Origin of the sequence: Paenibacillus tyrphae (assembly GCF_024158745.1) — a bacterium.
GTDB lineage: Bacteria > Bacillota > Bacilli > Paenibacillales > NBRC-103111 > Paenibacillus_G > Paenibacillus_G tyrfis_A.
In genome coordinates, this window is sequence record NZ_JAMZAW010000005.1 from 83,797 (window position 1) to 108,077 (window position 24,281).

Genomic DNA, 24,281 nt, shown 5'->3' on the forward strand with positions numbered 1-24,281 from the left:
TTGAAACCGCTTACTGTTGATGCATTTGGGCAGAAAAAATGGTAAAAGGGAACGCATGCTCCTCCTGCCATTCTTTCTGCCCAATTTCAATCTTCCAAAGGTTTCCAAGCCTGCTTGAGAAGATCGCTAAAACTTTGAATATTTGCTTCTTCCGACCTGGATTTGAGGTAAATCAGAGATGTTTCAACCCGATGTTGAAAACGATGGATCGGGACAAGCTTGCCCGTAGCCAGCTCCTCCTTGATTCCGTCTGAGCTTAGCAAAGCGATGCTTGTTTGATTGATTGCCGAATGTTTGATCGCTTCATCGCTGCCGGACTCAATAATGTTCGTAGGTTGATATTGTAATTCAGATAGACATCCTTTAATGACGTCTTCTAAATTACAGCTTTCTCTATAGGTGATCAGCGGGTAATGGGAGAAAACCGTGGACAAGTCATATTGCTGGGAGATCTCTTGGGTCGTAACCATCATCACCTCTTCTGTATCCAGATTAATCGATTCCATCTCAGGTGAGTTATACTTTCCCGCGATGATTCCGATATCGGCTTGATGGGAGCTTACTAACTTTATTGTTTCTTTACTATTGTAGCAAGCCAAATCTAATTTAACCTTCGGATGATCTTTAATGAAAGAACTGATTAACAACGAGAGATGTCGGCCGTAGTAATATTCAGGGGCTGCAATGGCAAGTTTACCGTACGGTTCGTCAAGCGTTTTTAAGGCGGTCTCCAAATCGCTTAAAGCGTTCAAAATGATATCTGTATGGTGTTTCACCAATTTTCCGGTAGGGGTTAAGAACGTTTTTTTACCGACACGATTAAATAAGGGATGTCCCAATTCTCTTTCCAATGCTTGAATTTGAACAGAGATCGTAGGCTGTGTATAGGATAAAATTTCGGCTGCTTTGGACAAATTTAATTGGTCAGCGACGACTTGGAAGGTTTTAAGGTTTCTGAGCTCCATTTTATACCTCCAAACTAACTGCAAACAATCAACAAAAAAACCAGACAATTCCTCTTTATTATATCAATGAAATACTTCCGTTGCCAGAACTCCGCTTCGTCATGAGCGTCACGCGGCTGCACTTGGACCCTGCCGCTTTTGTCATTCTGTATTATTACATAATAAAAAACCATCATTCTCGATAGGGATTGAGGAGATAAGTTAAGTCAAGAGAAAAAGAAAGAGAGTACCTCAAACGCGGTACTCTCTCGGGAATACTTGAAGCCTTAGCTCAAGTATTCCTTTTTTTTATCGTCCAAAGGAATCGTGGAAAGATCCATGTTCACGTCTCAATGATTTAAAATATTGTCCTCCAATACGGTGAACTTATCGCCGTATTCTTTAATAATATGGCCCTCTCCCCAGGAGCAAAGCGCATCCAGAATCGGCTTGAGGCTCCACCCGTATTCGCTCAGCTCGTATTCGACCTTGGGCGGCACTTGATGATACGTAATCCGGTTGACGATCCCGTCCGCCTCCAGTTCCCGCAGTTGCTGGGTTAACATCTTTTGCGTAATGCTGGGCATAATACGCTTGAGATCACTCGTCCGCTTCTTTCCGCGCGTCAAGTGACAGAGAATCACGCACTTCCATTTTCCTCCGATGACTTCCAAGGTCGCTTCCACCGAAATATTATACTTCTTATTGGTTCCTGTGCTCATGCGGTGCCCTCCAATTGCTATAGGCACTTTTTAGTGCCTACCGTACTTTGAAGTACGTACTAGCCAAAAATGCTTGATCCTCTCATAATAGCATATATCGGCCGATGATTACCATGAATAGAGGTGGGAAAACATGCAATTGGATCAAAAACGGAGTATACTCGCGCTTCTGGCTCTGGCCATCAGCGCCTATGCGATCGGAACTACCGAGTTTATCAGCGTGGGGCTGCTGCCCCTGATCGCCGAAAACCTTCATATATCGGTCACAACGGCAGGACTGACCGTGACGCTGTATGCGCTCGGCGTCACCTTCGGGGCTCCCGTGCTGACCTCACTCACCACGGGAATGTCCCGCAAGTCGCTGCTGATCGCCATCATGGTCGTTTTTATCGCCGGTAATAGTCTGGCGGCGGCTTCCGGAAGCATCGGCGTCCTGTTGACGGCCCGCGTGCTATCCGCTTTGTCGCACGGCGTATTTATGTCGATCGCGTCGACCATCGCCGCCGACCTCGTGCCGGAGAACAAACGGGCGAGTGCGATCTCCATGATGTTCTCAGGCCTGACGGTCGCCATCGTGACCGGCGTGCCGCTCGGTACCTGGATCGGCCAGCAGATGGGCTGGCGGGCGGCCTTCGTCACCATCGCCGTCATCGGCCTGGTCGCGCTGATCGCCAATCTGATCTTGATCCCCGCCTCGCTGCGTAAGGGCGTTCCAACCCCGGTGCGTGAGCAGGTGAAGCTGGTGACGAATGGCAGGCTGCTGCTTGCGTTCGCCATCACGGCTCTCGGGTATGGAGGCACCTTTGTCGTATTTACTTATTTATCCCCATTGCTGCATGAAATAACCGGATTTGCCGAAAGCACGGTAGCGGTTATCCTGCTGATTTACGGCGTTGCGATTGCGATCGGCAATGTCATCGGGGGAAAGGTGGCCAACCGCCGGCCGCTCAAGGCTCTGTTCCTTATGTTCATCCTGCAGGCGATCGTGCTGCTGGTGTTGATGGTGACCGCGCCATTCAAGGTAGCCGGGTTGATCACGATCTTCTTCATGGGCCTGCTGGCCTTCATGAACGTTCCCGGGCTGCAGATTTATGTCGTCATGCTGGCTGAGCGCTTCGCGCCGGGAGGTAAGGATGTCGCTTCCGCCGTCAACATCGGCGCGTTCAATGCGGGCATCGCCATTGGGGCCTATCTGGGTGGTGTGGTCACCGATTCGATGGGATTGATTCATACCACCTGGATCGGCGCTGTCATGGTCCTAGCCGCGGTTTTGCTGACTGGCTGGAGCATGGCACTGGAACGCAAGGGCGTACCGGTTCGCGCCGTACGGACGGGGCCGGCCCGGACTTGACTGTCGAGCTCTTGTTTCCGCTATCTGGGCATCATCCAAGCAGCCACGCGCAAAATGGCTGGGGCCGTTACCAGCTCCAACAAGGCATCATGTTTTCAAATCTACCATTTACCCTACTGGAGGTTTTATCTATGACAACGCATCTGCAAGCAACTACGACTCTAAATAACGGAAAGGCTATGCCTTGGTTCGGCATCGGCGTATTCAAAGTCGCGGACGGTTCCGAGCTCGTGGACGCGGTCAAAGCGGCTGTCGCCCATGGCTACCGCAGCATCGACACGGCGGCCATCTATGACAACGAGCGCAGCGTAGGCCAGGCTATCCGCGAAGCCCTCCAAGAAACGGGACTCTCCCGTGAAGACTTGTTCGTCACTTCCAAGGTATGGAACGCCGATCTCGGCTATGAAGCGACGCTAGCCGCCTATGAGACCAGCTTGGAGAAGCTGGGGCTGGATTATCTCGATCTGTACCTGATTCACTGGCCGGTGGCCGGCAAGTACAAGGACGCTTGGCGTGCGCTCGAAGCGCTGTACAAGGCCGGACGCGTCAAAGCGATCGGCGTCAGCAACTTCCAGATTCATCACCTGGAGGACCTGATGAAAGATGCCGAGATCAAGCCGATGGTGAACCAGGTCGAGCTCCATCCGCGGCTTAGCCAGCAAGCGCTGCGCGACTTCTGCGCCCAGCATGACATTCAGATCGAGGCATGGTCGCCTCTGATGCAGGGCCAGTTTCTGGACAACCCGGTGCTGCAGGAAATCGGCGCCCGTCACGGCAAGTCGGTCGCCCAAGTCATTCTGCGCTGGGATCTGCAGCACGGCATCGTAACGATTCCCAAGTCGACGAAGGCTCACCGGATTATCGAGAACGCCTCGGTGTTCGACTTCGAGCTGACGAGTGAAGAGATGGCCCGAATCGATGCGCTGAACCAGAACCTGCGGGTTGGACCGGACCCTGACAATTTTGACTTCTAAGCCTGGCCCGGCCATAACGAAGAACGCCAGTTCCTCTAGCGGGGGGCTGGTCAGCCTGTTGAGAAACCCTCAACAGGCTATTTCTTATTTTCATTATTTATCCATCCGCCGCGTTGCTATGTTCGTCAACTGGACGATTTCGCCGACAGTGCTCCCTGGATTTATCGGTCGAGCTCTATTACGCCAAAACGGCAATTGGATTTGGGTGGATGCCAATCAACACCCAAGGAAAGTCCGCTTATCGGATGGCAGTTATTTGGAAGGTCTTCCCATGGGGCTACTCGACGTTCCGAGCTTAGCGGCTGCTACTCCCGCACCGAACGTCCGATTCGATTTCATTCAAGGCGAGTCTATAGGGACTAAAACAGGAGGTCAAGCCTCTCAAGACCTTTATATCGAAATGGAGGGGATTCTAAAATCAGGCCTTTCAGGAAAGCAACGCACAATTGTTTCGGATCCGAAGGGGCAAGCACATCTTACAGCGCTTGGCGTATTAGTTGCAATTGAGCATATTCTGGGACTGGATGGCAAACAAACTGCATGTGGAGGAGTATATTTACCAGAAACGTTAGTGTCAATTGATGCAGCTATCGCCCGTTTTGAGCAATTCGGTGTTCAAATTTCCAGTGAGTTGAACGAAAATTAATCCGTTAAAGCACGGCTGCCTTTCAGAAAAATAACCCGGGAAGCAAAAGCGATGCCGCTTTGTTCCCGGGCTTTTTACAGAATAGCAGTCAAGGGATTTTTCTGGGCACCACGATACTAGCCTGCCCTTTTTGCAATGCTCGAAAATAAAACAGCCAGGACAATCCGGTTGCCAAACCGGGTTCGTATGGCGGTGCCTAAATTGATGGTTTATGGCTTTGGCGGCGTGCATGTTTGTAGCGGACTGTTCCCATAGCGGCATAGAGCGGTCGGGAGAGAAAGCCGCAACCGGAGGTGCGGTAAAGCCGGAAAGCATCGTGGTAAGTAGACTATCTACTTTATATTCAAAGCGGGGTAAAAAACGTTATTCTTTTGTTGCAATTTTGATATATATTATTGCAAAATGTCACAGACATTTGCTGTGTACAGGCCTACAATAAGCCTCGGAGATATTGATAATCATTATCAACAATATCCAATTCTTAAAGGTTAGGATGATAACAATGAAGTTAACGGATATTGCCCGAGACACCAAGGTGAAAATAATCGATTTGGCATCCGTGAATGAACTTGTCCTGCATAGGTTGAACGATTTCGGCATTATGGAAGGATCCGTCATCTCGCTTCGCAAAGTACTGCCGTTTGGCGGTCCGTGCATGATCGAAACGAAAGGGCAGTGGATTGCCATTCGCCGCAAAGAAGCGGTTTGTATACAGGTGGAAGCGGTATGATAACCATTGCTCTTGCCGGGAACCCGAATACGGGGAAAACGTCGCTCTTTAACACCATGACAAGCTCTTATGAATATGTGGGCAACTGGGCGGGCGTGACGGTGGAAAAGAAGGTCGGTACGTTAACGAGTAAAAGAGGAAAAGTTATCGATTTGCCGGGTATCTACTCCCTTAGCCCGCTTTCCGAGGATGAGGGTGTGGCGTCGCGCTACTTGCTGGAAGAGTCGCCGTCGATGTTGTTGAACGTCGTAGACGCATCGCAATTGGAGCGTAACCTGCATTTGACCGTGCAACTGCTCGAGTACGGTGTACCGGTCGTCGTCGCGCTAAACATGGTCGACGTGGCCGAAGCGCGCGGGCTTCGCATCGATGTACGCGAACTGGAGGCGCAGCTAGGCGTGAAGGTCGTACCTGTGATCGCCCGATCGGGCCGAGGCTGCAAAGAGCTGGAGCGGGTTATGGCCGCAGAGACCCGGCATAATGAATCGCTGCCGTGGCGATTCGATTACGGATCGCTTCTGGAAAAAGCCATTTCCGATCTGGAGGCCCGGATGCCGGCTCAGATGGAACGGAAGCGCTGGCTCGCGCTGCAGTTTCTGGAAGGAAACATACTTGTCCTGCAGGAGCTTCGCAAATTCATCGATCCCGCTTGGCTTCAATCATTCTATGACGCGATCGAACGGGAAGTCAGACAGAGTACGGGCATGAGAGATATACGCCAGTGCATCCGGTCACAACGCGCCGTCATGATTGACGGGTGGCTGCAACGCTCCGTTCGGGAAACGAAGAAGGGCAGAAGAACGCTGTCAGAGCGGATCGACGATATCACTACGAATAAGGTTCTCGGCATTCCCATATTTCTTGCGTTTATGTATTTGACGTTCAAGCTGACGTTCGATTGGGTTGGCACTCCGTTATCCGATCAACTGGATGCTTTGCTGAACGGTCCGGTAAAGAACGGAATCAGCTCCTTGCTCGACACGTTCGGCGCCGCGGAGTTCATCAAGTCGGTCATTCTGGATGGAATCGTAAGCGGCGTGGGCGGCGTGCTGGTGTTCGTACCGCAAATTTTCATGCTTTTTCTCATCATATCCTTCATAGAGGACTCCGGCTACATGGCTCGCATTGCAGCCGTTATGGATCGGCTAATGGAAGGTGTCGGCCTGAACGGCAAGGCGTTCATCCCGATGATTATCGGCTTTGGCTGCAACGTTCCCGGCATCATGGCCGCAAGGACGATAGAGCAGCCGAAGGAGCGCTTGCTGACCATTTTGCTTACGCCGCTTATGTCGTGTTCCGCGCGATTATCGGTCTACAGCTTGTTTGTCGGGACGTTTTTCAAAAGTAATCAGGCTCTTATCGTTTTATCGTTATACGTATTAGGGGTTGTCGTGGCGCTCGTGTTGGCGAAGGTGTTTTCCTTGACGATCGCGAAGAGCGAACGATCCCTGTTCGTCATCGAACTACCGCCGTATCGTATTCCGCAGTGGCGAACGTTGGCGCGAAGCACATGGGAGAAAGGCAAGGGATTCGTCCGAAAAGCGGGAACGTTCATTTTCGGCGGCTCGGTCGTCATATGGCTGCTCGGATACACCGGGCCTGGCGGATGGAACGTGCCGATGAACGAAAGCTTCCTCCAGGCAATCGGTTCCATCTTGGCGCCGGTCCTTGCTCCGCTCGGTTTTGGCAATTGGCAGGCGGGTGCCGCGCTGCTTACTGGATTTCTGGCGAAGGAAGTCGTCGTCTCGACGATGGGCATTATTTATGCTGCTCCTGACGATGCCGGTCTTTCGGGAATGATCTCGCAGTTTTTTACTCCGCTTCAGGCTTTTAGTTTTATGGTTTTCATCTTGCTTTACGTTCCTTGCCTTGCGACAGTCGGGGTTATTCGAAAAGAAACGGGGTCGGCCCGATGGACGTGGTTTTCCATCGGTTACGCGCTGGCAATAGCTTATGTGATCGCGCTAGCTGTCTATAATGTCGGTAGGGTACTTGGGTTTCATTAATTCGCTAGATGCGCTTGTGAAGGAGGAACCATATGGTATTCAGTATCATTGCCGGGGTCGTTATTTTCGGGTATGCGGCTTGGTCGCTTGTCCGTTACGTACGGAAGACGCGTCAAGGAAAATGTGCGGCGTGCTCGTTGAACAAGACGTGTTTATCCGGATGTTCTGATGCAACTGATGCGGCGGATGTCTCGGTATCAACGATGAGCAAACTGTAATTATTGAACTGCGCCAATCGCAGCGACCCGGCGATACGCAAAATCGAAGCGGAATGGTTACGGATCTATTTGCTTATCGATCGGCAGCTGTACATTACGCGCTCAGGAAGCATCTGTTCCATGGGCGCGTTGTCTTTTTTAGAATTGATGTATGTTTAAAAGCGGTGATGCAGCATATATTTTAATCGGGCGGAAGCCATATTTATTAAAAAAGTGTCTTCACAATGTCCAATTCTGGTGGTAATCTTGGAAGTAAGCGGTTTTATACGGGGTTAAAAGTGATTCGGTGTTGTACGCAACACTGAGCTGCTTTTCGAATACAACACCTCTTTTAACCTAAAAATATAAACGTTTATATTTTACTCGGCGAAAGTCGAGGATACTCAGGGTTAGATTTCCGATAGGGAACTAATGTTTGAAAATATAAACGGTTATATTATAAACGAAGAAGGGAGGGGGATAAGCTGTAGACCAGCTGGTTAACCGATGTACAAAAGTATAAACGCTTATATATATTGAGGGGAAAGGAGAAGATAATTAGATTTAAATTGCCTGTAAATCGGCAAGCAGCAGCCTGTTGTTTATTCATGCGGTCAACATTTTTAGGAGGGATTACATGCATATGTCCAATGCTAGACCATCCAAAAGCCGGGACAAAATTTTGTTAACCTTACTTTGTTTTACCTTACTGGCTTCCTTGTTTGGCGTAACCGCTTTGTTCGAGCCATCCAAAGCAGCCGCAGCCTCTCCTGACGATAATTTCTCCCCGGAAACCCTGCAATTTCTTCGCAATAATACGGGGCTCGATGGCGAGCAGTGGAACAACATCATGAAGCTTATCAATAAACCGGAGCAGGACGATTTGAACTGGATCGAATACTACGGGTATTGCGAAAACATTAAAGATGAGCGCGGGTATACGATCGGTCTTTTCGGCGCTACCACAGGAGGCTCCAGAGATACCCATCCCGATGGCCCGGAACTCTTCAAAGCCTATGACGCTGCCAAAGGAGCCAGCAACCCGTCGGCCGAAGGCGCATTGAAGCGCCTTGGCATTAACGGAAAAATGAAAGGCTCGATTCTGGAAATTAAAGATAGTGAGAAGGTTTTCTGCGGCAAGATTAAAAAGCTTCAAAACGATCCGGCTTGGAGAAAAGCGATGTGGGAAACATTCTATAACGTGTATATCCGGTACAGCGTTGAACAAGCGCGCCAGCGCGGCTTTACCAGTGCGGTGACGATCGGATCGTTTGTCGATACGGCGCTGAATCAAGGCGCTACCGGCGGCTCGAATACGCTTCAAGGCCTGCTCGCCCGTTCCGGCAGCAGCTCGAACGAGAAAACCTTCATGAAGAATTTCCATGCCAAACGTACCTTGGTTGTGGATACCAACAAATACAACAAGCCGCCTAACGGTAAAAACCGCGTAAAACAATGGGACACTCTCGTGGACATGGGAAAAATGAATCTGAAGAACGTCGATTCCGAGATTGCTAAAGTCACGGACTGGGAAATGAAGTGATCTTTTTCTTTTTAAATGTTCGTTCGAAAGGACGGTCGCATTTTGCGGCCGTCTTTTTCGTTTTCACAGTTGTGGCCTCCAGCTTGGAGAGCGTCACTCGGTTTTATTAGCTCTTTAGAGCTATACGGGATTCATAGCGCCGACACAGACATACCCTACATATGTATGGTATATTTCATTTGCAGTAAATTAAGGTTAAGGGAGAGATATTATGGAAGTCGCAATCATGCTTTACGATGGAATCACAGCATTGGATGCCATTGGTCCGTATGAAGTATTTTCCGCCACCATGAAATGTAACGTGAAGTTTATCGGCAAGAAAAAAGGGATCATCCAAATGGACTCCAAAATGGGGTATTTGCATGCCGACTACAGCTTTGACGAAATGACTTCAGCCGATATTCTTGTCGTTCCCGGTTGCAGTCCGCCTAACTATAAAACGCCAATGAACGACGAAGAAACGCTGGAGTGGATTCGCCAAATCCACGGGACCGCGAAATGGACTACGTCGGTTTGTAACGGTTCTCTGATATTGAGCGCTGCAGGCTTGTTGAACGGAGCGACGGCTACTTGCCATTGGGGTTCCTTCGACCTGCTCCGTTCGCTTGGAGCCATTCCGACAGACGAGAGAGTGGTTCGCCATGGTCAAATCGTAACGGCGGCTGGCGTCTCCTCCGGTATCGATATGGCGCTTCAATTAGTGGCATGGGAGTTCGGGGAAGATACGAGTAAAGCGGTCCAATTAATCTTGGAATACGATCCTCAGCCTCCGTTTGATACGGGTTCGTTAAAGAAAGCCCCGGCTCCGCTGGTTGAGCGGGTAAGAGGGGTGCTTCAAGAGCTTTCGGAGCAAGATCCCGGATAAGGTACGGGTATCGGCATGGGCGTCGTTTCAATGAGGAAGCCTGCTATCGCTTATCAATAAACGATGCAGGCTTTTTCAATTACAGGGAATGTGCTCTCCTAGTTTAATTTAATTTATACAGATTCCACTTTTGAGCGTTCGAACCATTATCGTCCCAAATTTGAACGTTCGTGCCATTCGCGGTCCCGCCGGCATTTACATCCAGTGCTCTGCCACTATTGCTGTCGATTAATTTGTAGGCGCCGCCTACATCTACAATGCGCCACTTCTGATTGGCGCCGCCGCCGTAATTCCATATTTGGGCATTCGCACCATTCCAACTCCCGGCCGCATCCAAAGCTTTATTGGTATATTCTTTAACCGCTTTATACAGTCCGCCACCTACATCGGTAATCACCCATCGCTGAGCGCCAGAGCCGTTATCTTCCCAGATCTGTACATTCGCACCGTCATCGTTACTGCCAGCGGCTACATCCAGAGCTTTCCCGCTCCCAACATTAATCAGTTTGTAGGTTTTGCCGGAAATGATGCCGTCGCCGGGCGGTGCTGGGTTCATTTTACTTTTGACAAACTTGCCGGAGGGCGATAATTGCGCATCGGACCATCCTCCGTACGGACTTGCGCCAGGCAGTAGGGCAGCAGAGGCTTCAGCTTTATCGCATAACGACCAGTTGATCCAGCTTAAGTTTCGGCTATCCATAAAGTCAATCCATTGCTGCGACTCCGGAAGGAAAGGGCCGCCATCGCCGGAAGCGTCACTCGTTCCCCACTCTGTAACGAACACGGCTATACCTTTGCTTCTCGCATAGTCTATGCGGTCTCTCAGCCATTGACCGTGAGTACCGGCATAGAAATGCACGGTATACATAACGTTATTGTAAGAGAGCGGATTGTCCGCCGCATGGTGCACATCCTGACTCCATGTTCCGGTTCCAACGATAATGGTGCTGTCCGGATCAATGGAGCGGATGACCGGGATGACTTCCTCCGCATAAGGCTTTATACTGCCATTCCACGTGACGTTACTTCCATTCGGCTCGTTGCAGATTTCATAAATCACGTTCGGGTAACTATGGTACAATGAGGCCATCTCCCGGAAAAAATCTTTTGCTTCTTGTTTATAGACGTTCGGATCTCTTTCTTCCAGTACATGCCAGTCGATGATGACATAGATGCCAAGATCAATCGCGGCTTGAACGGCCTCTTTCACCTTGTTTTTTTGCAGCGAAGGATTTTTAATATAACCGTCTTGACCACCCGTATAGAGCGCCGCACGAAATACGTTGATTCCCCAATTGTCTCTCAACCATTTGATGCTGTCTTTGTTCACAAACTGTCCAAACCACTGCAGCCCATGGGAACTCATCCCCTTTAATCGGACGGCCTGTCCCGCCCGGTTCACCAACTGGCTTCCGGAAACGCTCAGTTGACCGTTTTGGGCGACGATCGTACTTGCTTCGGCCGTTGCCGCGCTTGCCGGAACGAAATTCACGTACAGCATGACAGCGACAAGAAATGCGCATAGCAACGAAACCATTCTTTTCAGCATATTAACATTACCTCCTCATCATTTTTTCTCTCCTTGTTGTCGTGCGGCTGGTCAAAGTACCTCCCTCCCTTAAATTTGTTTTTATTTTACCGACTCGGCAAGAGGACATCTATCCATGGCGTGATATCGTTGACACTTTCATGACTTGTTTCCAAACGACCACGCATAATTGGGCAAAAAAGTAACAAAAGTGTTAAGCTTACATTGAAAATGCTAGAGCGAAAACCTTACGAATTGTATAATATCGGTATAAAAACTGTTCCGTCATGCTGAGGTGTCATACCATGAACTTCAAAAATTCCGTCAAATTCAAAGTTGTAAGCGGATTCATTTTGGTTGTGGCTCCGCTTGTATTTTTTCTTTTTTACAATAACGTGTATTCGATAAATGTAGTTCGCGATCAAGTTTCCATGAATTACAGCAAAATGCTCGCTCATTATGTAAGTGTTACCGATAATGCGTTGAAGGAATTCGAGTACTATTTCTACCGCATGGAGAGCGACCCGGATATTGTTTCGATGCAGGCTTATAAATCCTTTAAGGACGACTACATTTTGGCCAAACAAAAAGTGTACAACAAACTTATCCAGGACATCGGATATTACAGCTTGATCAACACTTTTTTCGTTTACGCCAAGTCCAATGATGATCTGCTCATCGTTACGCAGGAGAACGGGCGTTTCCACGAACGCTATGAAACGGTGCAGAAATATGTTTCGCAAGCCTTAAGTTCGAGTCGAACGGCGCCTCATCAGGGCAGCTGGAGACTAATCGAATCGAAAGATTCTTATTTCGTAGCACAGATGAAAGATTTAGGTTCCGATATGTATGCAGGCTGTCTTATAGATTTGAACAGCTTGGCGAAGCCGCTTGGCACGTGGGATGTGGGGGAAGGCGGCGGAACGGTCATCGTTACGGACGACGGACAACCGTTGACGAGCCATGCTTTGCCGATTCAAACTTATGCTGTGATTGAAAGCCAGCTTACCCCCGATCACCAGGTATATCAAACCGTACGAGACGACACGAATAACAAGAAATACTTGGTGGTCGGAAGATCGTCACAGTATGCGAGTATTCGTTACCTGGTTGTAGTAGCTGAGACGAACATTTTGCAGAATCTGCCTTATTTGCAAAAGGCCATTTATGTTCTCCCCTTAGGAGTTGCCTTGGTACTTGCGTTATATCTTGCTTTCCTGCAAAAAATTTTTTTTAAGCCGATGGCTCAGCTCATTCAGGGGATGAGAAAAATCGGCCGTGGTCAATTCGATGTCCGTCTGAATGAAAGCCACTCCACCGAATTTGCGTACCTGATGTCGACGTTTAACGATATGGCTAGGCAAATTGAGCATTTGAAAATTTCCGTATACGAAGAAAAAATAAGGGTGCAGCAAGCCGAGTTCAAACATCTTCAGGTGCAAATCAATCCCCACTTTTACATGAATTGCTTGAATATCATCTACAATCTAGCCGCCTTAAAAGACCACAAATCCGTGCAAAAAATGTCGCTTCATTTGGCCGACTATTTCCGCAATCTCATACGCACCAACCGCACGTCCATATCGCTAGGAGACGAACTTCAGCACATTTTCAATTACTTGGAAATCCAGGTCATGAGATATCCCGACAATTTGACGTTTGCCATACGAGTCGAAGAAGCGTATCGTCAGTATCCGTTGCCGCCGTTGACCGTGCAGCCGTTTGTGGAAAATGCGGTGATTCACGGCTACCGAATGGATCAAGACCGGTTTTATGTGGAAATCGAAGCGCTCCCCGACCCGGATGACCCGGAACATTACTTTATTGTCACGGTTTCCGACAACGGGAAAGGATTTGCGCCAGAGATGCTGCATGAGTTGAATTCCGGGTGCTATGCGGAGAAATCCGGAGAGGAGCATTTGGGGATTTGGAACGTGATGCGCCGGCTTGGAATGAGCTCCGGGGCGGTCAAAATCCATTTTGCAAACCGGGAGCACATGGGGGCTGAAATTAAAATTCGCTTTCCTCTTCAACATTTTGGACATGGAGATGATTCGGGTGTTTAACTTACTTGTCGTGGATGACGAGAAATTCGCTGTAAAAGGCATCACGCAAGGGATCGATTGGTCCGATCTGCCCATCGGGCAAATTTTTGAGGCTTACTGTGCGGAAGAAGCCAAGCATATATTGACGGCCTGCCCTATTGACGTATTAATTTCCGACATAGAAATGCCTGATGCCAACGGCTTGAAGTTGCAGGAATGGGTTAAGGAGCAATCTCCCTTTACAGAAACCGTTTTTTTGACAGGCCACGCCAATTTCGATTATGCGCAGAAAGCGATCCAGCTTGGAAGCTTTAATTACTTGTTAAAGCCTGTGGATCATAGTCAATTGAAGGAAATCGTCGCTAAGGCGATTCATCAAATTCAATCGGAGCGGGAGCTGCTGGATTTCAATAAAACGTACGAAACCTATTACAAGCATTGGTTAAATCAACTGCCTATTCTTGTAGAGCGGTTTTGGCAAGATGTGTTGGCCGGCAAAATCCCCTTGACGCAAGAACGGCTGCAGGCGGCGTTCGAGATGTACGGCATTCCGCTGAACGCACAAAGCCTGGTGATTCCCGTTCTGATCAGCGTGGAACAATGGAAGGAAGATTTGAACGCAAGAGACGAGGAAATCATGGGTTACGCTTTGCGCAAAGCGGGTGCGGAAATGATTCTTCAAGAGCATTCCGGTTGCGTCATACTGGATCAAAATGGTTTTCATCTGGTGCTCCACTATGTGCAAGATAGCACTCCTGTTCCCATGGAATTGGGCGCGAGGTGTTGCGACTACATTCAGGCCTGCAACCGGTTCTTTCACTGCAGCTTATCGTGTTATATCGGGGAAAAGACGCCTGTTACCGAAATCAATCAGGTGGTGGGCACTCTGCTTAGAATGGAACGGGATAATGTGGTCAAGATCAATTGCGTGCTGCATCAGCTTCGCGACGAATTACCTGGGAGTCTCTTGCCGGCGGCTCCTTCAATCACCGACTGGTTTTTACTGTATGAGCTTGGCAAACTGGACGAGCTGCTTCTGCGCATTGATGAACTTACAGATCGGATGCAGCAAGGCGCGGCGCGTTCGGAAACCTTGCAAGCTTTGTGTTACGGTCTAATTCATATGGTATATCATGTGGGTCATAAGAAGGGCTTGTCGGTTCAGAATATGTTCCCTCATGACGAACTGCAGGATATTGCCGCCGCTACCCGGTCGCTCAATCAACTTCGCAGTTGGGCGATTCGGGTTATATCGACCGGCATCGAGTATATGAGCAGGCATCATCAGGATATTTCCGCTGTCGTCGCTAAAGTCCAGAAATATATGAACGATCATCTGCATGAGGAAGTGAGCAGGGACGATATTGCACATTTCGTCCACTTGAACCCGGCTTATTTGTCCCGTCTCTTTAAGAAGGAAACGGGGCTATCGCTATCTGAATATATGCTCAAGATCAGAATGGACAAAGCGCAGAAGCTGCTCATCGAATCGGATCGTAAAATCAGCAGCGTAGCGGAAGTTATCGGTTACAGCCACTTCTCGCATTTTGCCAAAATGTTCAAGAGGGTCACCGGCATTTCCCCGCAAGAATACCGAAAAAAATTCCAAACCAACAAGTCATAATGATGCTCAAAAAGCTACATATCGGATAGACCTGAATATTACATATCTGTGATAATAAGTAGCAACTAACCGACTAGGGGGGACAGAACCATGAGCAATGATATGAGCAATTCGGCCAAGAGGAGGGCATGTTTGGACAATGCCTGAATCGATTCCCGCGTTTTGTAAGACAGTCCGCGCCTATTGGGTTTTCTATCTCATGATGCTGCCCGCGGGTCTTGTTCTGATTGTGAACAACTATATTCCAATGTTCGGCGTGATCATCGCTTTCAAGAACATTAACTACGCCAAAGGGATTCTTCAAAGCCCATGGATTGGCTTTCAAAATTTCAAGTTTTTATTTTCCACAGAAGCCGCTTGGATCATTACCCGAAATACAATCTGTTATAACGCCGTATTTATTGTTCTGAATCTCCTTATTGCCGTAGCATTCGCTAATATGTTCAACGAAATGCGCAGCAGGTTTCTGTCCAAATTCCATCAGAGCACGATGTTCCTTCCGTTTTTCTTGTCTATGATCGTTGTGAGCTATTTGGTTTATGCTTTTCTTGGGCAAGACCACGGTTTCTTGAACACGGTCATTTTTCCAAAATTGGGAATTGAATCAATCGAGTGGTATTCTGAGCCGAAATACTGGCCCTTGATTTTACCGATTGTAAACGTTTGGAAAAACATCGGCTATTATACGGTAATCTACATGGCGGCCATGCTGGGAATTGACAACGAATACTACGAAGCCGCGCTGATTGACGGCGCCTCTAAGTGGCAGCAGATCAAAAAAATTACGATTCCTCTCATTGCACCTGCTATGATCGTCATGACCTTATTACAAATCGGAAAAATTTTTTATGCCGACTTCGGATTGTTCTTTCAAGTTACACGGAACGCGGGGGCACTCTATCCTTCGACACAGGTCATTGATACCTACGTCTATCAAACATTTTTGTCCATGGGGGATATCGGGATGTCATCTGCAGCGGGGTTATTTCAATCGGTCATAGGATTTATTCTGGTCCTTGGTTCTAACCTGATTGTACGACGGATCAGCAAAGAGAATGCATTATTTTAAGAAGGGTGATTTTGGGTGAACAGGCGTAGGCCAAATGACATTTCAAACACCGCTAACATTATAATTAATCTGTTTTTCTGGTTTCATACGGCAGTATGCATTTTGCCGCTTCTGCTCGTGATCATCGTGTCATTCTCCGACGAGAAGGCTGTGTTAATAAACGGTTATAATTTTATACCGGAATCATTCAGTCTTTCGGCGTATCAATTTTTGTTCAAGGACTGGGAACAAATTTTGCGGTCGTTTGGAGTTTCCATCTTTGTTACGGCAGTCGGGACGATCATCAGCGTGATCATCATGGCGATGTACGCTTACCCGATTTCACGCAACGATTTTCCGCACAAAAACGTATTCTCTTTCTTTATGTTTTTCACGATGCTGTTTAATGGCGGACTTGTTCCCTGGTATTTGGTCTATACCCAAATGCTGAATCTGAAAAATACGTTGACCGCTCTGATTTTTCCATTGCTGGTATCCGCGTTTTTTGTGCTGATGCTGCGAACGTTCTTTTCCAACACGATACCGCCGGCGCTGATGGAGTCGGCTAAAATTGACGGAGCCGGCGAGTTTCGAGTATTTGTGCAAATCATTTTGCCGCTTTCTTTACCCGTCCTCGCTACCGTTGCCTTGTTTCAGACTTTAAATTACTGGAACGATTGGTTTACGAGCCTGGTCTTTATAACCGGCAGTAAAAATGTCAATCTGCAGTATTTAATGTATAAAACCATGCTCGATATCCAATTCCTAAACTCTAACACGCAAGCCCTGCACGCGATCAATCAATCGGGAGCTCTTCAGCTTCCAACGGAGACCGTGCGCATGGCAATGGCGGTGTTAGGCATCGGCCCCATTGTGTTCGCGTACCCCTTTTTCCAAAAATATTTTGTCAAAGGGTTGACGGTAGGTGCTGTAAAAGGGTGAGCGGTGCTGGCCTAAAGCAATTTAGCTAAACGGAGGTTTTATTCCATGAAAGCATGGCGAAGAAACGTTCTTGGGTTATTCGCGTTCTTCTTATTTTTCACTTTAACCCTGACCGGATGCAGCGGTGATAAAGGCAGTATGAATGAGGCCGGCAGCCCTTCGAAAGGCGACAGTCAATCCGCGATGGGCCAGAAGCCATATAAATTGAAAATGGTGTACCCGGGAAGCCCTCAACCGGATCAAGCCAAAGTCGAAGAGGCCTTGAACAAAATTTTGCAGTCCAAAATAAATGCTTCGATCGAACTGATGCCGATCGACTGGGGACAATGGGATAACAAATCCAATCTGATGATTGCGTCCCGCGAAAAGTTTGACATCCTGTTTACCGCCCAGTGGAACGGGCATGCCGTCAATGTGTCCAAGGGCGCGTTTCTCCCGCTGAATGACGACGGACTCGACAACTATGGAAATTTGCTAAAAAAGTACGGCCAAGGCGTTCTCGACACCTTAAGTCCCATGTTCCTGGAAGGAGCGAAAATTAACGGTAAAAATTACGCCGTGCCGACAAATAAGGAATTAGCTGCTCAGGGCGGAGTCATATATCGTTCCGATATTGCCAAAGAGATGGGCCTGGATATGACCCGCGTCAAGACAATTCAGGATCTTGAGCCTATTTTATATGCCGTCAAGGAGAAAAGGCCCGATATGATTCCGCTGTTTCTGAGACAAGGAGATACGTTCAACGCGCATTACTTTGCCCAAACCGACGCTCTTGGCGACGCTACCATTCCCTGCGTCATACTGAAGGATCAGGACAGTACGAAGGTAGTGAAAACAAGCGAGCTTGATCGGTATAAAGAAACCTTGAAAATGACGCGTGATTATATGAAAAAAGGCTTCATCAACAAAGATGCGGCCACGACTTCGCTTGGCACCGGAGACGCTTTAAAGGCAGGGAACGTGTTTATGATCGTTTCTCCTTTAAAACCGGGGAAAGATGCCGAGATGGCCAACGGGATTAACCTGCAGGGGAAGCTGAAGCAAATCGAAATGACGGCCAAAACCGTATCGACAGGAGAAACCGCAGGCTCTATGCTGGGAATTTCGACCACGTCGGACGATCCGGTGCGGGCCATGATGTTCATCAACTTGCTGCATACGGACAAAGAGTTGAACAATCTGCTCAACTTTGGAATCGAAGGCGTGCATTACCGGAAAGTTTCCGACAATACGATCAAGGCGACGGACGCCACAAAGAATTACAGCCCCGGGGCTTCGTGGATGTTTGGCAATCAGTTCCTAAACTATATCTGGGATACCGAAGATCCGCAAAAATGGGATAAATTCAAAGAATTCAACAAGGATGCAAAAAAATCCCCCGGCCTTGGTTTCACCTTTAATGCCGAGCCCGTTAAAACGGAAGTTGCGGCGCTCGTGAATGTCGGCAAAGAGTACGACCCCGCTCTCGATACGGGTTCCGTAGATCCTGAAAAAACGCTTCCGAAATATACGGAGAAGCTGAAAGCGGCCGGTTTAGACAAAATACAGGCCGAAAAGCAAAAACAGCTCGATGCGTTCCTCGCAAGCAAGAAGTAATACTGTATTTTTGAACCTAAGAGGAGGTGAGGATAAACCGTCGGCCGCTCTTTTTAGCGTAACATATCATTGATGGGAGGTTTTTAGCTATGCAGATGAGGAGAAAATCATGGCTGTCACTTACTATCGCTTTGGTATCCGCTTTGGTATTATCTACAGTTTCGGCTTTTGCCGGCTGGAATGATGTTCGCAGCTCCTATGCCACCTATACCGGTTCAGGGTATTCCGGCGGGGCCGCGCTGCTTGATCCGATTCCGCCCGATATGGAAATTACGGCATTGAACCCTACGGATTACAATTACAACGGCGTACAGGCCGCGCTCGCGGGCGCTTACTTAGAAGTGACAGGTCCCAAAGGGAAAACCGTCGTGTATGTAACAGACCTGTACCCGGAAGCGGCGCCGGGAGCGCTCGATATAAGCCCAAACGCATTTTCTAAAATCGGAGACATGAGCGCCGGTAAAATCAACATTCAGTGGAAGGTCGTCAAAGCTCCGATCTCCGGGAATTTTACGTACCGAATCAAAGAAGGCAGCAGCCAATGGTGGGCGGCCATTCAAGTGAGAAATCACAAATATCCCGTAATGAGGTTCGAAGTTAACAAGAACGGTACTTGGATCGATCTGCCGAAAGCTCCCTACAATCACTTTGTCAGCACGCAGCAATTGGGTACTCAACCGTTGAAGATCAGAATCACGGATATCCGGGGAATAAGCGTCATAGATACGATCCCCGGCCTTCCCGAGCATGGGTCTGGCTCCTATATGGTTCCCGGGAATGCCCAGTTTCCCGACTGACTTATCTTCATAGCTCCGAGACCCCAAGGACACTAACGCTTACCCGTTGCAATTTTGACGCCGGCCCGGTAGGCCTTTTGCAGGTTTTGAGTATGAACTTGTTTCAGCAGTTGGGCTTTCCGCAAGGTCGATTCAGGCAAACCCATGCGCGAACCGTGCGCAACCAGAAGGCTGGTAATGGTCATCGTAGGAACAAGGATAACATCTCGGTCGAGCATGGCAGCGACATAGGAGCCCACCGCGCCTGCCTCGTAAACAATCGCTTCCAACACATCGAGGGTAAACTGGGGCGAACGAGGATCGTCCTTTTCGGACAATACGCCTCCCGAAGCGCATACCTTGATAAAATCGGCGCCTTCACGGAACATGGTCCGCGCCGCTTTTCGGCATTCCGCCACCCCGTCGCAAATATATCCGTAAGAATTAAACTCCGGAGGCAGCATATGCAGATCTCCGTGTCCGCCCGTTTGGCTAAGCAGCTTATACGACGCTTTAATTCTTGGTCCTTCATATTCGCCTTCCGCAATGAGATTGCGTACGTGCAGAGCGACATGACTGCCCACGTCCCTGACACTTGTAAATCCTGCCTCGATTAATTTTTTCGTATCGTTCAGCGCCCGTCCCACAAGCAGCTCGGGAGGGGTAAACGAAGCGGAAATCGGGTTAGGCGTCCTGACGCCGACCAGGTGCACATGAGCGTCAATCAGTCCGGGCATGATCACTTTCCCGCCAATCTCCTGCACAAGCGTGTCTGGAGGCAGATTTGCCTCGGAAGCTTTCCCGATCTGGGCAATTTCGTCATCGTGGATCAAAACCCCCGAATCTTCCATAACGCCGCCATTCCCGTCAATCAAGGTGCCGCCTTTGAAGAAAACATGTGACATAAGCCTTGCTCCCCTCAGGTTTTCCTGTTCGAGCACATTCATCGGAATCGGGAATTTTATCGGGTCATGGTCGGACATGTTCCGGGCTGTATTCGGTGGCCGGGATCCAATTATCGGAAGAATGATGGGGTGCGCGCTTCGTTGGACAAAAAAGGAACAACAGTGTTAATCTTACAAGTAGAAATGAAAGAGTAAATAAATAACAATCTTGTATGATATACGAATGTCATTTCGTTATCGGCACTCGTCCGCAAATGGAAGATAGATGAACGGGAGGTAGTAACGATGCAGGAGAAGGCGCTATTGCTGCGGCGGAACGGCAGCAAGGCCAATGACCCGCGGGAAAAGACGATCTTTCAACTGTTCGAGGAGCAGGCGGAGCGCACCCCGGACCAAACGGCTCTTGTATTCGAGGACCGGCAGCTGACGTATGCCGAACTGAACGAGCGGGCTAACCGGTTGGCCTGGACCTTGCGGGCGGAAGGAGTGCGGCCGGATCAACCGGTCTGCATCATGATTGAGCGTTCCTTGGACCTGATCGTGGGCATCCTCGGCATCTTGAAAGCCGGCGGCGCGTACGTGCCGATCGATCCCGGTTACCCGGCGGAACGCATCCACTATATGCTGGACGACTCGGGCGCTAACATTTTGCTCACCCGGGGCGGGTTATCGGCACATCCGGACTTTGGCGGGAAAACGGTAAGTTTGGATGATCCGCAAGCGTACGACAGGGACGGATCGAATATCGAGCCCGCAGCGGGGCCGAATCATTTGGCGTATGTCATCTATACATCGGGCTCGACCGGCAAGCCGAAAGGCGTGATGGTCGAGCATCGCAGCGTCGTCCGGCTGGTGAAAAACTGCAACTACGTCGCACTGGATGAAACGACGCGAATTTTGCAGACGGGCGCTATCGTTTTTGATGCCTCCACGTTCGAGATTTGGGGAGCGCTGCTGAATGGCGGACGGCTTTATCTCGTGAATAACGAGGTCATCTTGAACGCGGCAAAATTGAAGGAGGCGATCCGGCGTTACGGGATTACGACGATGTGGCTCACCTCGCCGCTTTTTAATCAATTGTCTCAGCAGGACAGCACGCTCTTCGACGGCCTGCAAACGCTGCTTGTCGGGGGCGATGTCCTATCGGTACCGCACGTCAATCTCGTGCTGCGCGATAACCCCGGGCTCGTTGTTGTGAACGCTTACGGCCCGACGGAAAACACGACGTTCTCTACGACGCATCCGATCGTCGGCGTGCAGGCGGAACCGGTGCCGATCGGCCGTCCGATCAGTTACTCGACAGCCTATGTAACGGACCGTTCGTTGAAGCTGCTGCCCGTTGGAGCATGGGGCGAGCTTCTCGTCGGCGGGGACGGCGTTGCGCGCGGGTATTTGAACCTTCCCGAGCTGACGGCGGAGAAGTTCGTCGATAGCCCGTATCGGCCGGGAGAGCGCTGTTACCGCACGGGTGATTTGGTCCGGTGGCGTTCCGACGGCACGCTGGAATACAAAGGCCGGATCGACGGGCAGGTGAAAATTCGCGGATACCGGATCGAGCCGGGCGAGATCGAGTCGCAGCTCGCGAAAGTGGAAGCGATCCGGGAAGCCGTCGTGGTCGCCAGAGAGGACGAGAGCGGGCAGAAGCAGTTATGCGCCTACTTTGTGGCGGACCGCGCGTTCACCGCAAGCGAGGCGCGAAGCGCTCTGGCGCAAGAGCTGCCGGACTACATGATCCCGTCCTGCTTCGTGCAGCTGGAACGGATCCCGCTCACCATCAACGGCAAGGTGGACCGCAAGGCGCTGCCGGCTCCGGAAGAAAGACTGCAAACCGGCGCCGAACACGCCGCTCCCGCGACGGAGCTGGAAGCCAAGCTCGCGAAAATTTGGCAGGAGGTACTGGGCGTTCCGAACATCAGCGTCTTGGACGGCTTCTTCGATCTCGGCGGACATTCGCTGAAAGCGTTGGCTTTGATGTCGGAAATGGAGAAAGCGGGATATTACGTTACCTTAACCGATATTTATCACTATAATTCGATCCGGGCGCTGGCCGGTTACCTTCAATCGGCCAAGGAGCAGGAACATCTTATCGAAACGAAAGAAGAGCTGATCTCCTGGCTGCACCGGGAAACGGGGGGCGTATACGAGCTGGTCTCGTACCAAGTACGCGATTTTCTTCACGAAACGAAAGAGATTTACGTTCTTTACAGCGATGCTGCACATGCGGAGCGCGTTGAAAGGCTCGTCCGGATGATGAACGGCAATGTGGCCAGAACGCTCCTGCCCCATTATATCGTGCCTCTGCATCATAGAATCGAAGCGGACCCGAACCAAGCGATCGACGAAGAGGTCTTTTGCCGCCGTCTCGGTTTACAAAGGATGGAAGCGGATGAGGCCGAAGCGATTCGCGGGCAGCTTCAAGACGATTACAATCAAACGGACCGCTGGGTCAAAACGGGGCAAGTGACGCACGAATACCCGCTCGGGGCGATACAACAGATGCAAATTAAGTTCCACACGCCCCCTAGTCTGGTTTTCTTCAAGCTGGACGAGTATGTGGATTACGAGCTGCTGGACAAGGCTTACGCATGGCTCATACAAAGCCAGAGCCAGCTGAGAAGCGTTCCCGTTCAAGGGGAGCCGTGCGTTGGCTGGAAGGAATACGCGCTTCCTTCTACACGCCCGCCGAAGCTTAGCTTCATCGACATTTCGGACCGCGGTCCGAGCGGTCCGTTTATGGACATGCTCCAGAATTTCGTAGAAAACACCCGGTATGGCGGGGAGCAGATTTTATATCATATCGTTGTGCTGAAACGAAATCTGCGCGAGCATGATGTCATCGGGCTCCTGCATCATGTCCTTTGCGACCGGGTGACCACGGAAGTCATCGAGCGGCAGATGGTCTCTTGCTACAGAAGCCTGCTGCAGGGCCAAGCGCCGCCTTCGGAGGAAGTGAAGCCGTTTGCTCAGTATGTGCACCAAATTCAGCGCGGCCCCCAAGGCATTACAGAGCAAGAGCTGGTCTCGGCCTTTGAGCTGGAGACATTTCAACGGAGCAAACGGGACATCCTGCATCGGCTGGCGCATCGGACGAGCGACGAAGCTTTGCTGTTTAACGTCAATATTCCGGCGAAGGAGCATTCTTTGGGGGCTGCGCTTTCCGTCTACACCAAGGGGCTGCAAACCTATTTGGAGACGAATCATCTGCCTTTGCTGTTCTTATATGACGGACGAAGGTACGAAGATGCTTCGTACTATAATACGGTCGGGGAATTTATCGATTTCGTGCCTCTCTTGATCGATGCGAGGCTGCATCAAGACGAGATGCTTCGTACCGTAAGAACCCGGCTAGATCTTCTGAAGGACCGCAACATCAATTTTATGCATCTGCTTACCGATCCCGCTTGCCGTGGCAATTGGGACCGAACCAAAGAGCTCGTACAGTTTGGGGAGCAGTATGAGCACCTCGATCTGTTCATGTTTAATTATTTGGGCAACAGCACCAAAGAGCATTTGCAGGAAAGCCAATACGACAATACCGTCGTGAAGCAGCCGAATCCGCTGCCGATTTATTCGCTGTTTAACTGCATCGCCGCGTCTTACGCCGATGGCTTCATTTTCTCCATTCGCTGCAGCTACAAGATTGACGTAGAGGAAGTCCGGGCGGCGTTTCACGAGGCGGCATGTGCGGAATACGGAAAATCCTGACTGTCCCCAAAGTAGTCGTTGGAGTTGAATAAGCCTGACTGGAGAAAGGCAACGGTTCGAAACAACGTTGCTTGTTCTTCGGTCATTTTTTTATTAACGTGCTGAGAGAAGGATACGAAGCATAGTTTTTCTTG

The 24,281-nt window shown here is 49.7% G+C and carries 18 protein-coding genes and 1 pseudogene; 15 read left to right on the top strand and 4 right to left on the bottom strand.

Features of this window, described 5'->3' with window-relative positions; translation table 11 throughout:
* Positions 1 to 86: 86 nt before the first annotated feature.
* Both NI000_RS09190 and NI000_RS09195 read right to left on the bottom strand, forming a co-directional pair.
* Positions 87 to 965 (bottom strand): LysR family transcriptional regulator, encoded by an 879-nt coding sequence (locus NI000_RS09190; protein ID WP_088835286.1) that lies wholly within the window; start codon positions 963 to 965, stop codon positions 87 to 89.
* Between the two features lie 329 nt (positions 966 to 1,294).
* The gene (locus NI000_RS09195; RefSeq protein WP_253409783.1) at positions 1,295 to 1,666 is read right to left on the bottom strand and encodes a winged helix-turn-helix transcriptional regulator; all 372 of its coding nucleotides are present in this window, start codon (positions 1,664 to 1,666) and stop codon (positions 1,295 to 1,297) included.
* A gap of 133 nt (positions 1,667 to 1,799) precedes the next feature.
* On the opposite strand from NI000_RS09195, the gene NI000_RS09200 reads away from it, so the two are divergent.
* The 8 genes from NI000_RS09200 (at position 1,800) to NI000_RS09235 (ending at position 9,978) form a co-directional block, all read left to right on the top strand.
* Positions 1,800 to 3,017 (top strand): MFS transporter, encoded by a 1,218-nt coding sequence (locus tag NI000_RS09200; RefSeq protein ID WP_253409785.1) that lies wholly within the window; start codon positions 1,800 to 1,802, stop codon positions 3,015 to 3,017.
* 131 nt (positions 3,018 to 3,148) lie between these two features.
* Positions 3,149 to 3,991 carry an aldo/keto reductase gene (locus NI000_RS09205; RefSeq protein ID WP_253409787.1) on the top strand — a complete coding sequence of 281 codons (843 nt, stop codon included), beginning with the start codon at positions 3,149 to 3,151 and terminating at the stop codon, positions 3,989 to 3,991.
* A 58-nt stretch (positions 3,992 to 4,049) separates the two neighbouring features.
* The gene (locus tag NI000_RS09210) at positions 4,050 to 4,637 is read left to right on the top strand and encodes a hypothetical protein (protein ID WP_253409789.1); all 588 of its coding nucleotides are present in this window, start codon (positions 4,050 to 4,052) and stop codon (positions 4,635 to 4,637) included.
* A gap of 502 nt (positions 4,638 to 5,139) precedes the next feature.
* Entirely contained in the window at positions 5,140 to 5,367 is a 228-nt protein-coding gene (locus tag NI000_RS09215) for a FeoA family protein (protein WP_253409791.1), read from the top strand.
* On the top strand, positions 5,364 to 7,373 hold the full coding sequence (feoB, locus tag NI000_RS09220; RefSeq protein WP_253409793.1) for a ferrous iron transport protein B: 2,010 nt from the start codon (positions 5,364 to 5,366) through the stop codon (positions 7,371 to 7,373). The genes NI000_RS09215 and feoB overlap by 4 nt, the downstream gene beginning before the upstream one ends.
* 32 nt (positions 7,374 to 7,405) lie before the next feature.
* Positions 7,406 to 7,591 carry a FeoB-associated Cys-rich membrane protein gene (locus tag NI000_RS09225; RefSeq protein ID WP_253409795.1) on the top strand — a complete coding sequence of 62 codons (186 nt, stop codon included), beginning with the start codon at positions 7,406 to 7,408 and terminating at the stop codon, positions 7,589 to 7,591.
* Between the two features lie 616 nt (positions 7,592 to 8,207).
* Positions 8,208 to 9,113, top strand: a complete 906-nt coding sequence (locus tag NI000_RS09230; protein WP_253409797.1) for a chitosanase — start codon at positions 8,208 to 8,210, stop codon at positions 9,111 to 9,113.
* Between the two features lie 211 nt (positions 9,114 to 9,324).
* The gene (locus NI000_RS09235) at positions 9,325 to 9,978 is read left to right on the top strand and encodes a DJ-1/PfpI family protein (RefSeq protein ID WP_253409799.1); all 654 of its coding nucleotides are present in this window, start codon (positions 9,325 to 9,327) and stop codon (positions 9,976 to 9,978) included.
* 103 nt (positions 9,979 to 10,081) lie between these two features.
* Here the strand turns inward: NI000_RS09235 and NI000_RS09240 are convergent, their stop codons facing one another.
* Positions 10,082 to 11,527, bottom strand: a complete 1,446-nt coding sequence (locus tag NI000_RS09240) for a cellulase family glycosylhydrolase (RefSeq protein WP_375540959.1) — start codon at positions 11,525 to 11,527, stop codon at positions 10,082 to 10,084.
* A gap of 410 nt (positions 11,528 to 11,937) precedes the next feature.
* Between NI000_RS09240 and NI000_RS09245 the strand changes: the two genes are divergently transcribed.
* The 6 genes from NI000_RS09245 (at position 11,938) to NI000_RS09270 (ending at position 19,558) form a co-directional block, all read left to right on the top strand.
* On the top strand, positions 11,938 to 13,572 hold the full coding sequence (locus tag NI000_RS09245) for a sensor histidine kinase (RefSeq protein WP_253409801.1): 1,635 nt from the start codon (positions 11,938 to 11,940) through the stop codon (positions 13,570 to 13,572).
* The gene (locus tag NI000_RS09250; protein WP_253409803.1) at positions 13,565 to 15,175 is read left to right on the top strand and encodes a helix-turn-helix domain-containing protein; all 1,611 of its coding nucleotides are present in this window, start codon (positions 13,565 to 13,567) and stop codon (positions 15,173 to 15,175) included. The genes NI000_RS09245 and NI000_RS09250 overlap by 8 nt, the downstream gene beginning before the upstream one ends.
* A gap of 139 nt (positions 15,176 to 15,314) precedes the next feature.
* On the top strand, positions 15,315 to 16,244 hold the full coding sequence (locus NI000_RS09255; protein ID WP_253409805.1) for an ABC transporter permease: 930 nt from the start codon (positions 15,315 to 15,317) through the stop codon (positions 16,242 to 16,244).
* A gap of 210 nt (positions 16,245 to 16,454) precedes the next feature.
* The gene (locus NI000_RS09260) at positions 16,455 to 17,165 is read left to right on the top strand and encodes a carbohydrate ABC transporter permease (protein ID WP_309247880.1); all 711 of its coding nucleotides are present in this window, start codon (positions 16,455 to 16,457) and stop codon (positions 17,163 to 17,165) included.
* A gap of 45 nt (positions 17,166 to 17,210) precedes the next feature.
* On the top strand, positions 17,211 to 18,761 hold the full coding sequence (locus NI000_RS09265) for an ABC transporter substrate-binding protein (RefSeq protein ID WP_253409806.1): 1,551 nt from the start codon (positions 17,211 to 17,213) through the stop codon (positions 18,759 to 18,761).
* Positions 18,762 to 18,856: 95 nt separating this feature from the next.
* On the top strand, positions 18,857 to 19,558 hold the full coding sequence (locus NI000_RS09270; RefSeq protein WP_253410182.1) for an expansin EXLX1 family cellulose-binding protein: 702 nt from the start codon (positions 18,857 to 18,859) through the stop codon (positions 19,556 to 19,558).
* A 32-nt stretch (positions 19,559 to 19,590) separates the two neighbouring features.
* Here NI000_RS09270 and NI000_RS09275 read toward each other — a convergent pair whose 3' ends face one another.
* Positions 19,591 to 20,442, bottom strand: coding sequence for an amidohydrolase family protein (locus tag NI000_RS09275; protein ID WP_253409808.1), 852 nt, complete (start codon positions 20,440 to 20,442; stop codon positions 19,591 to 19,593).
* A gap of 258 nt (positions 20,443 to 20,700) precedes the next feature.
* Between NI000_RS09275 and NI000_RS09280 the strand changes: the two are divergent.
* Positions 20,701 to 24,147, top strand: a pseudogene (locus NI000_RS09280) (amino acid adenylation domain-containing protein); the annotation flags it as partial.
* Positions 24,148 to 24,281 lie beyond the last annotated feature (134 nt).

Coding starts and splice junctions, on each gene's coding strand:
- NI000_RS09190 (WP_088835286.1), bottom strand. CDS start 965: ATGGAGCTCAGAAACCTTAAAACCTTCCAAGTCGTCGCTGACCAATTA.
- NI000_RS09200 (WP_253409785.1), top strand. CDS start 1,800: ATGCAATTGGATCAAAAACGGAGTATACTCGCGCTTCTGGCTCTGGCC.
- NI000_RS09245 (WP_253409801.1), top strand. CDS start 11,938: ATGAATTACAGCAAAATGCTCGCTCATTATGTAAGTGTTACCGATAAT.
- feoB (WP_253409793.1), top strand. CDS start 5,364: ATGATAACCATTGCTCTTGCCGGGAACCCGAATACGGGGAAAACGTCG.
- NI000_RS09235 (WP_253409799.1), top strand. CDS start 9,325: ATGGAAGTCGCAATCATGCTTTACGATGGAATCACAGCATTGGATGCC.
- NI000_RS09230 (WP_253409797.1), top strand. CDS start 8,208: ATGCATATGTCCAATGCTAGACCATCCAAAAGCCGGGACAAAATTTTG.
- NI000_RS09205 (WP_253409787.1), top strand. CDS start 3,149: ATGACAACGCATCTGCAAGCAACTACGACTCTAAATAACGGAAAGGCT.
- NI000_RS09240 (WP_375540959.1), bottom strand. CDS start 11,527: ATGCTGAAAAGAATGGTTTCGTTGCTATGCGCATTTCTTGTCGCTGTC.
- NI000_RS09255 (WP_253409805.1), top strand. CDS start 15,315: ATGCCTGAATCGATTCCCGCGTTTTGTAAGACAGTCCGCGCCTATTGG.
- NI000_RS09265 (WP_253409806.1), top strand. CDS start 17,211: ATGAAAGCATGGCGAAGAAACGTTCTTGGGTTATTCGCGTTCTTCTTA.
- NI000_RS09270 (WP_253410182.1), top strand. CDS start 18,857: ATGAGGAGAAAATCATGGCTGTCACTTACTATCGCTTTGGTATCCGCT.
- NI000_RS09225 (WP_253409795.1), top strand. CDS start 7,406: ATGGTATTCAGTATCATTGCCGGGGTCGTTATTTTCGGGTATGCGGCT.
- NI000_RS09275 (WP_253409808.1), bottom strand. CDS start 20,442: ATGTCACATGTTTTCTTCAAAGGCGGCACCTTGATTGACGGGAATGGC.
- NI000_RS09195 (WP_253409783.1), bottom strand. CDS start 1,666: ATGAGCACAGGAACCAATAAGAAGTATAATATTTCGGTGGAAGCGACC.
- NI000_RS09215 (WP_253409791.1), top strand. CDS start 5,140: ATGAAGTTAACGGATATTGCCCGAGACACCAAGGTGAAAATAATCGAT.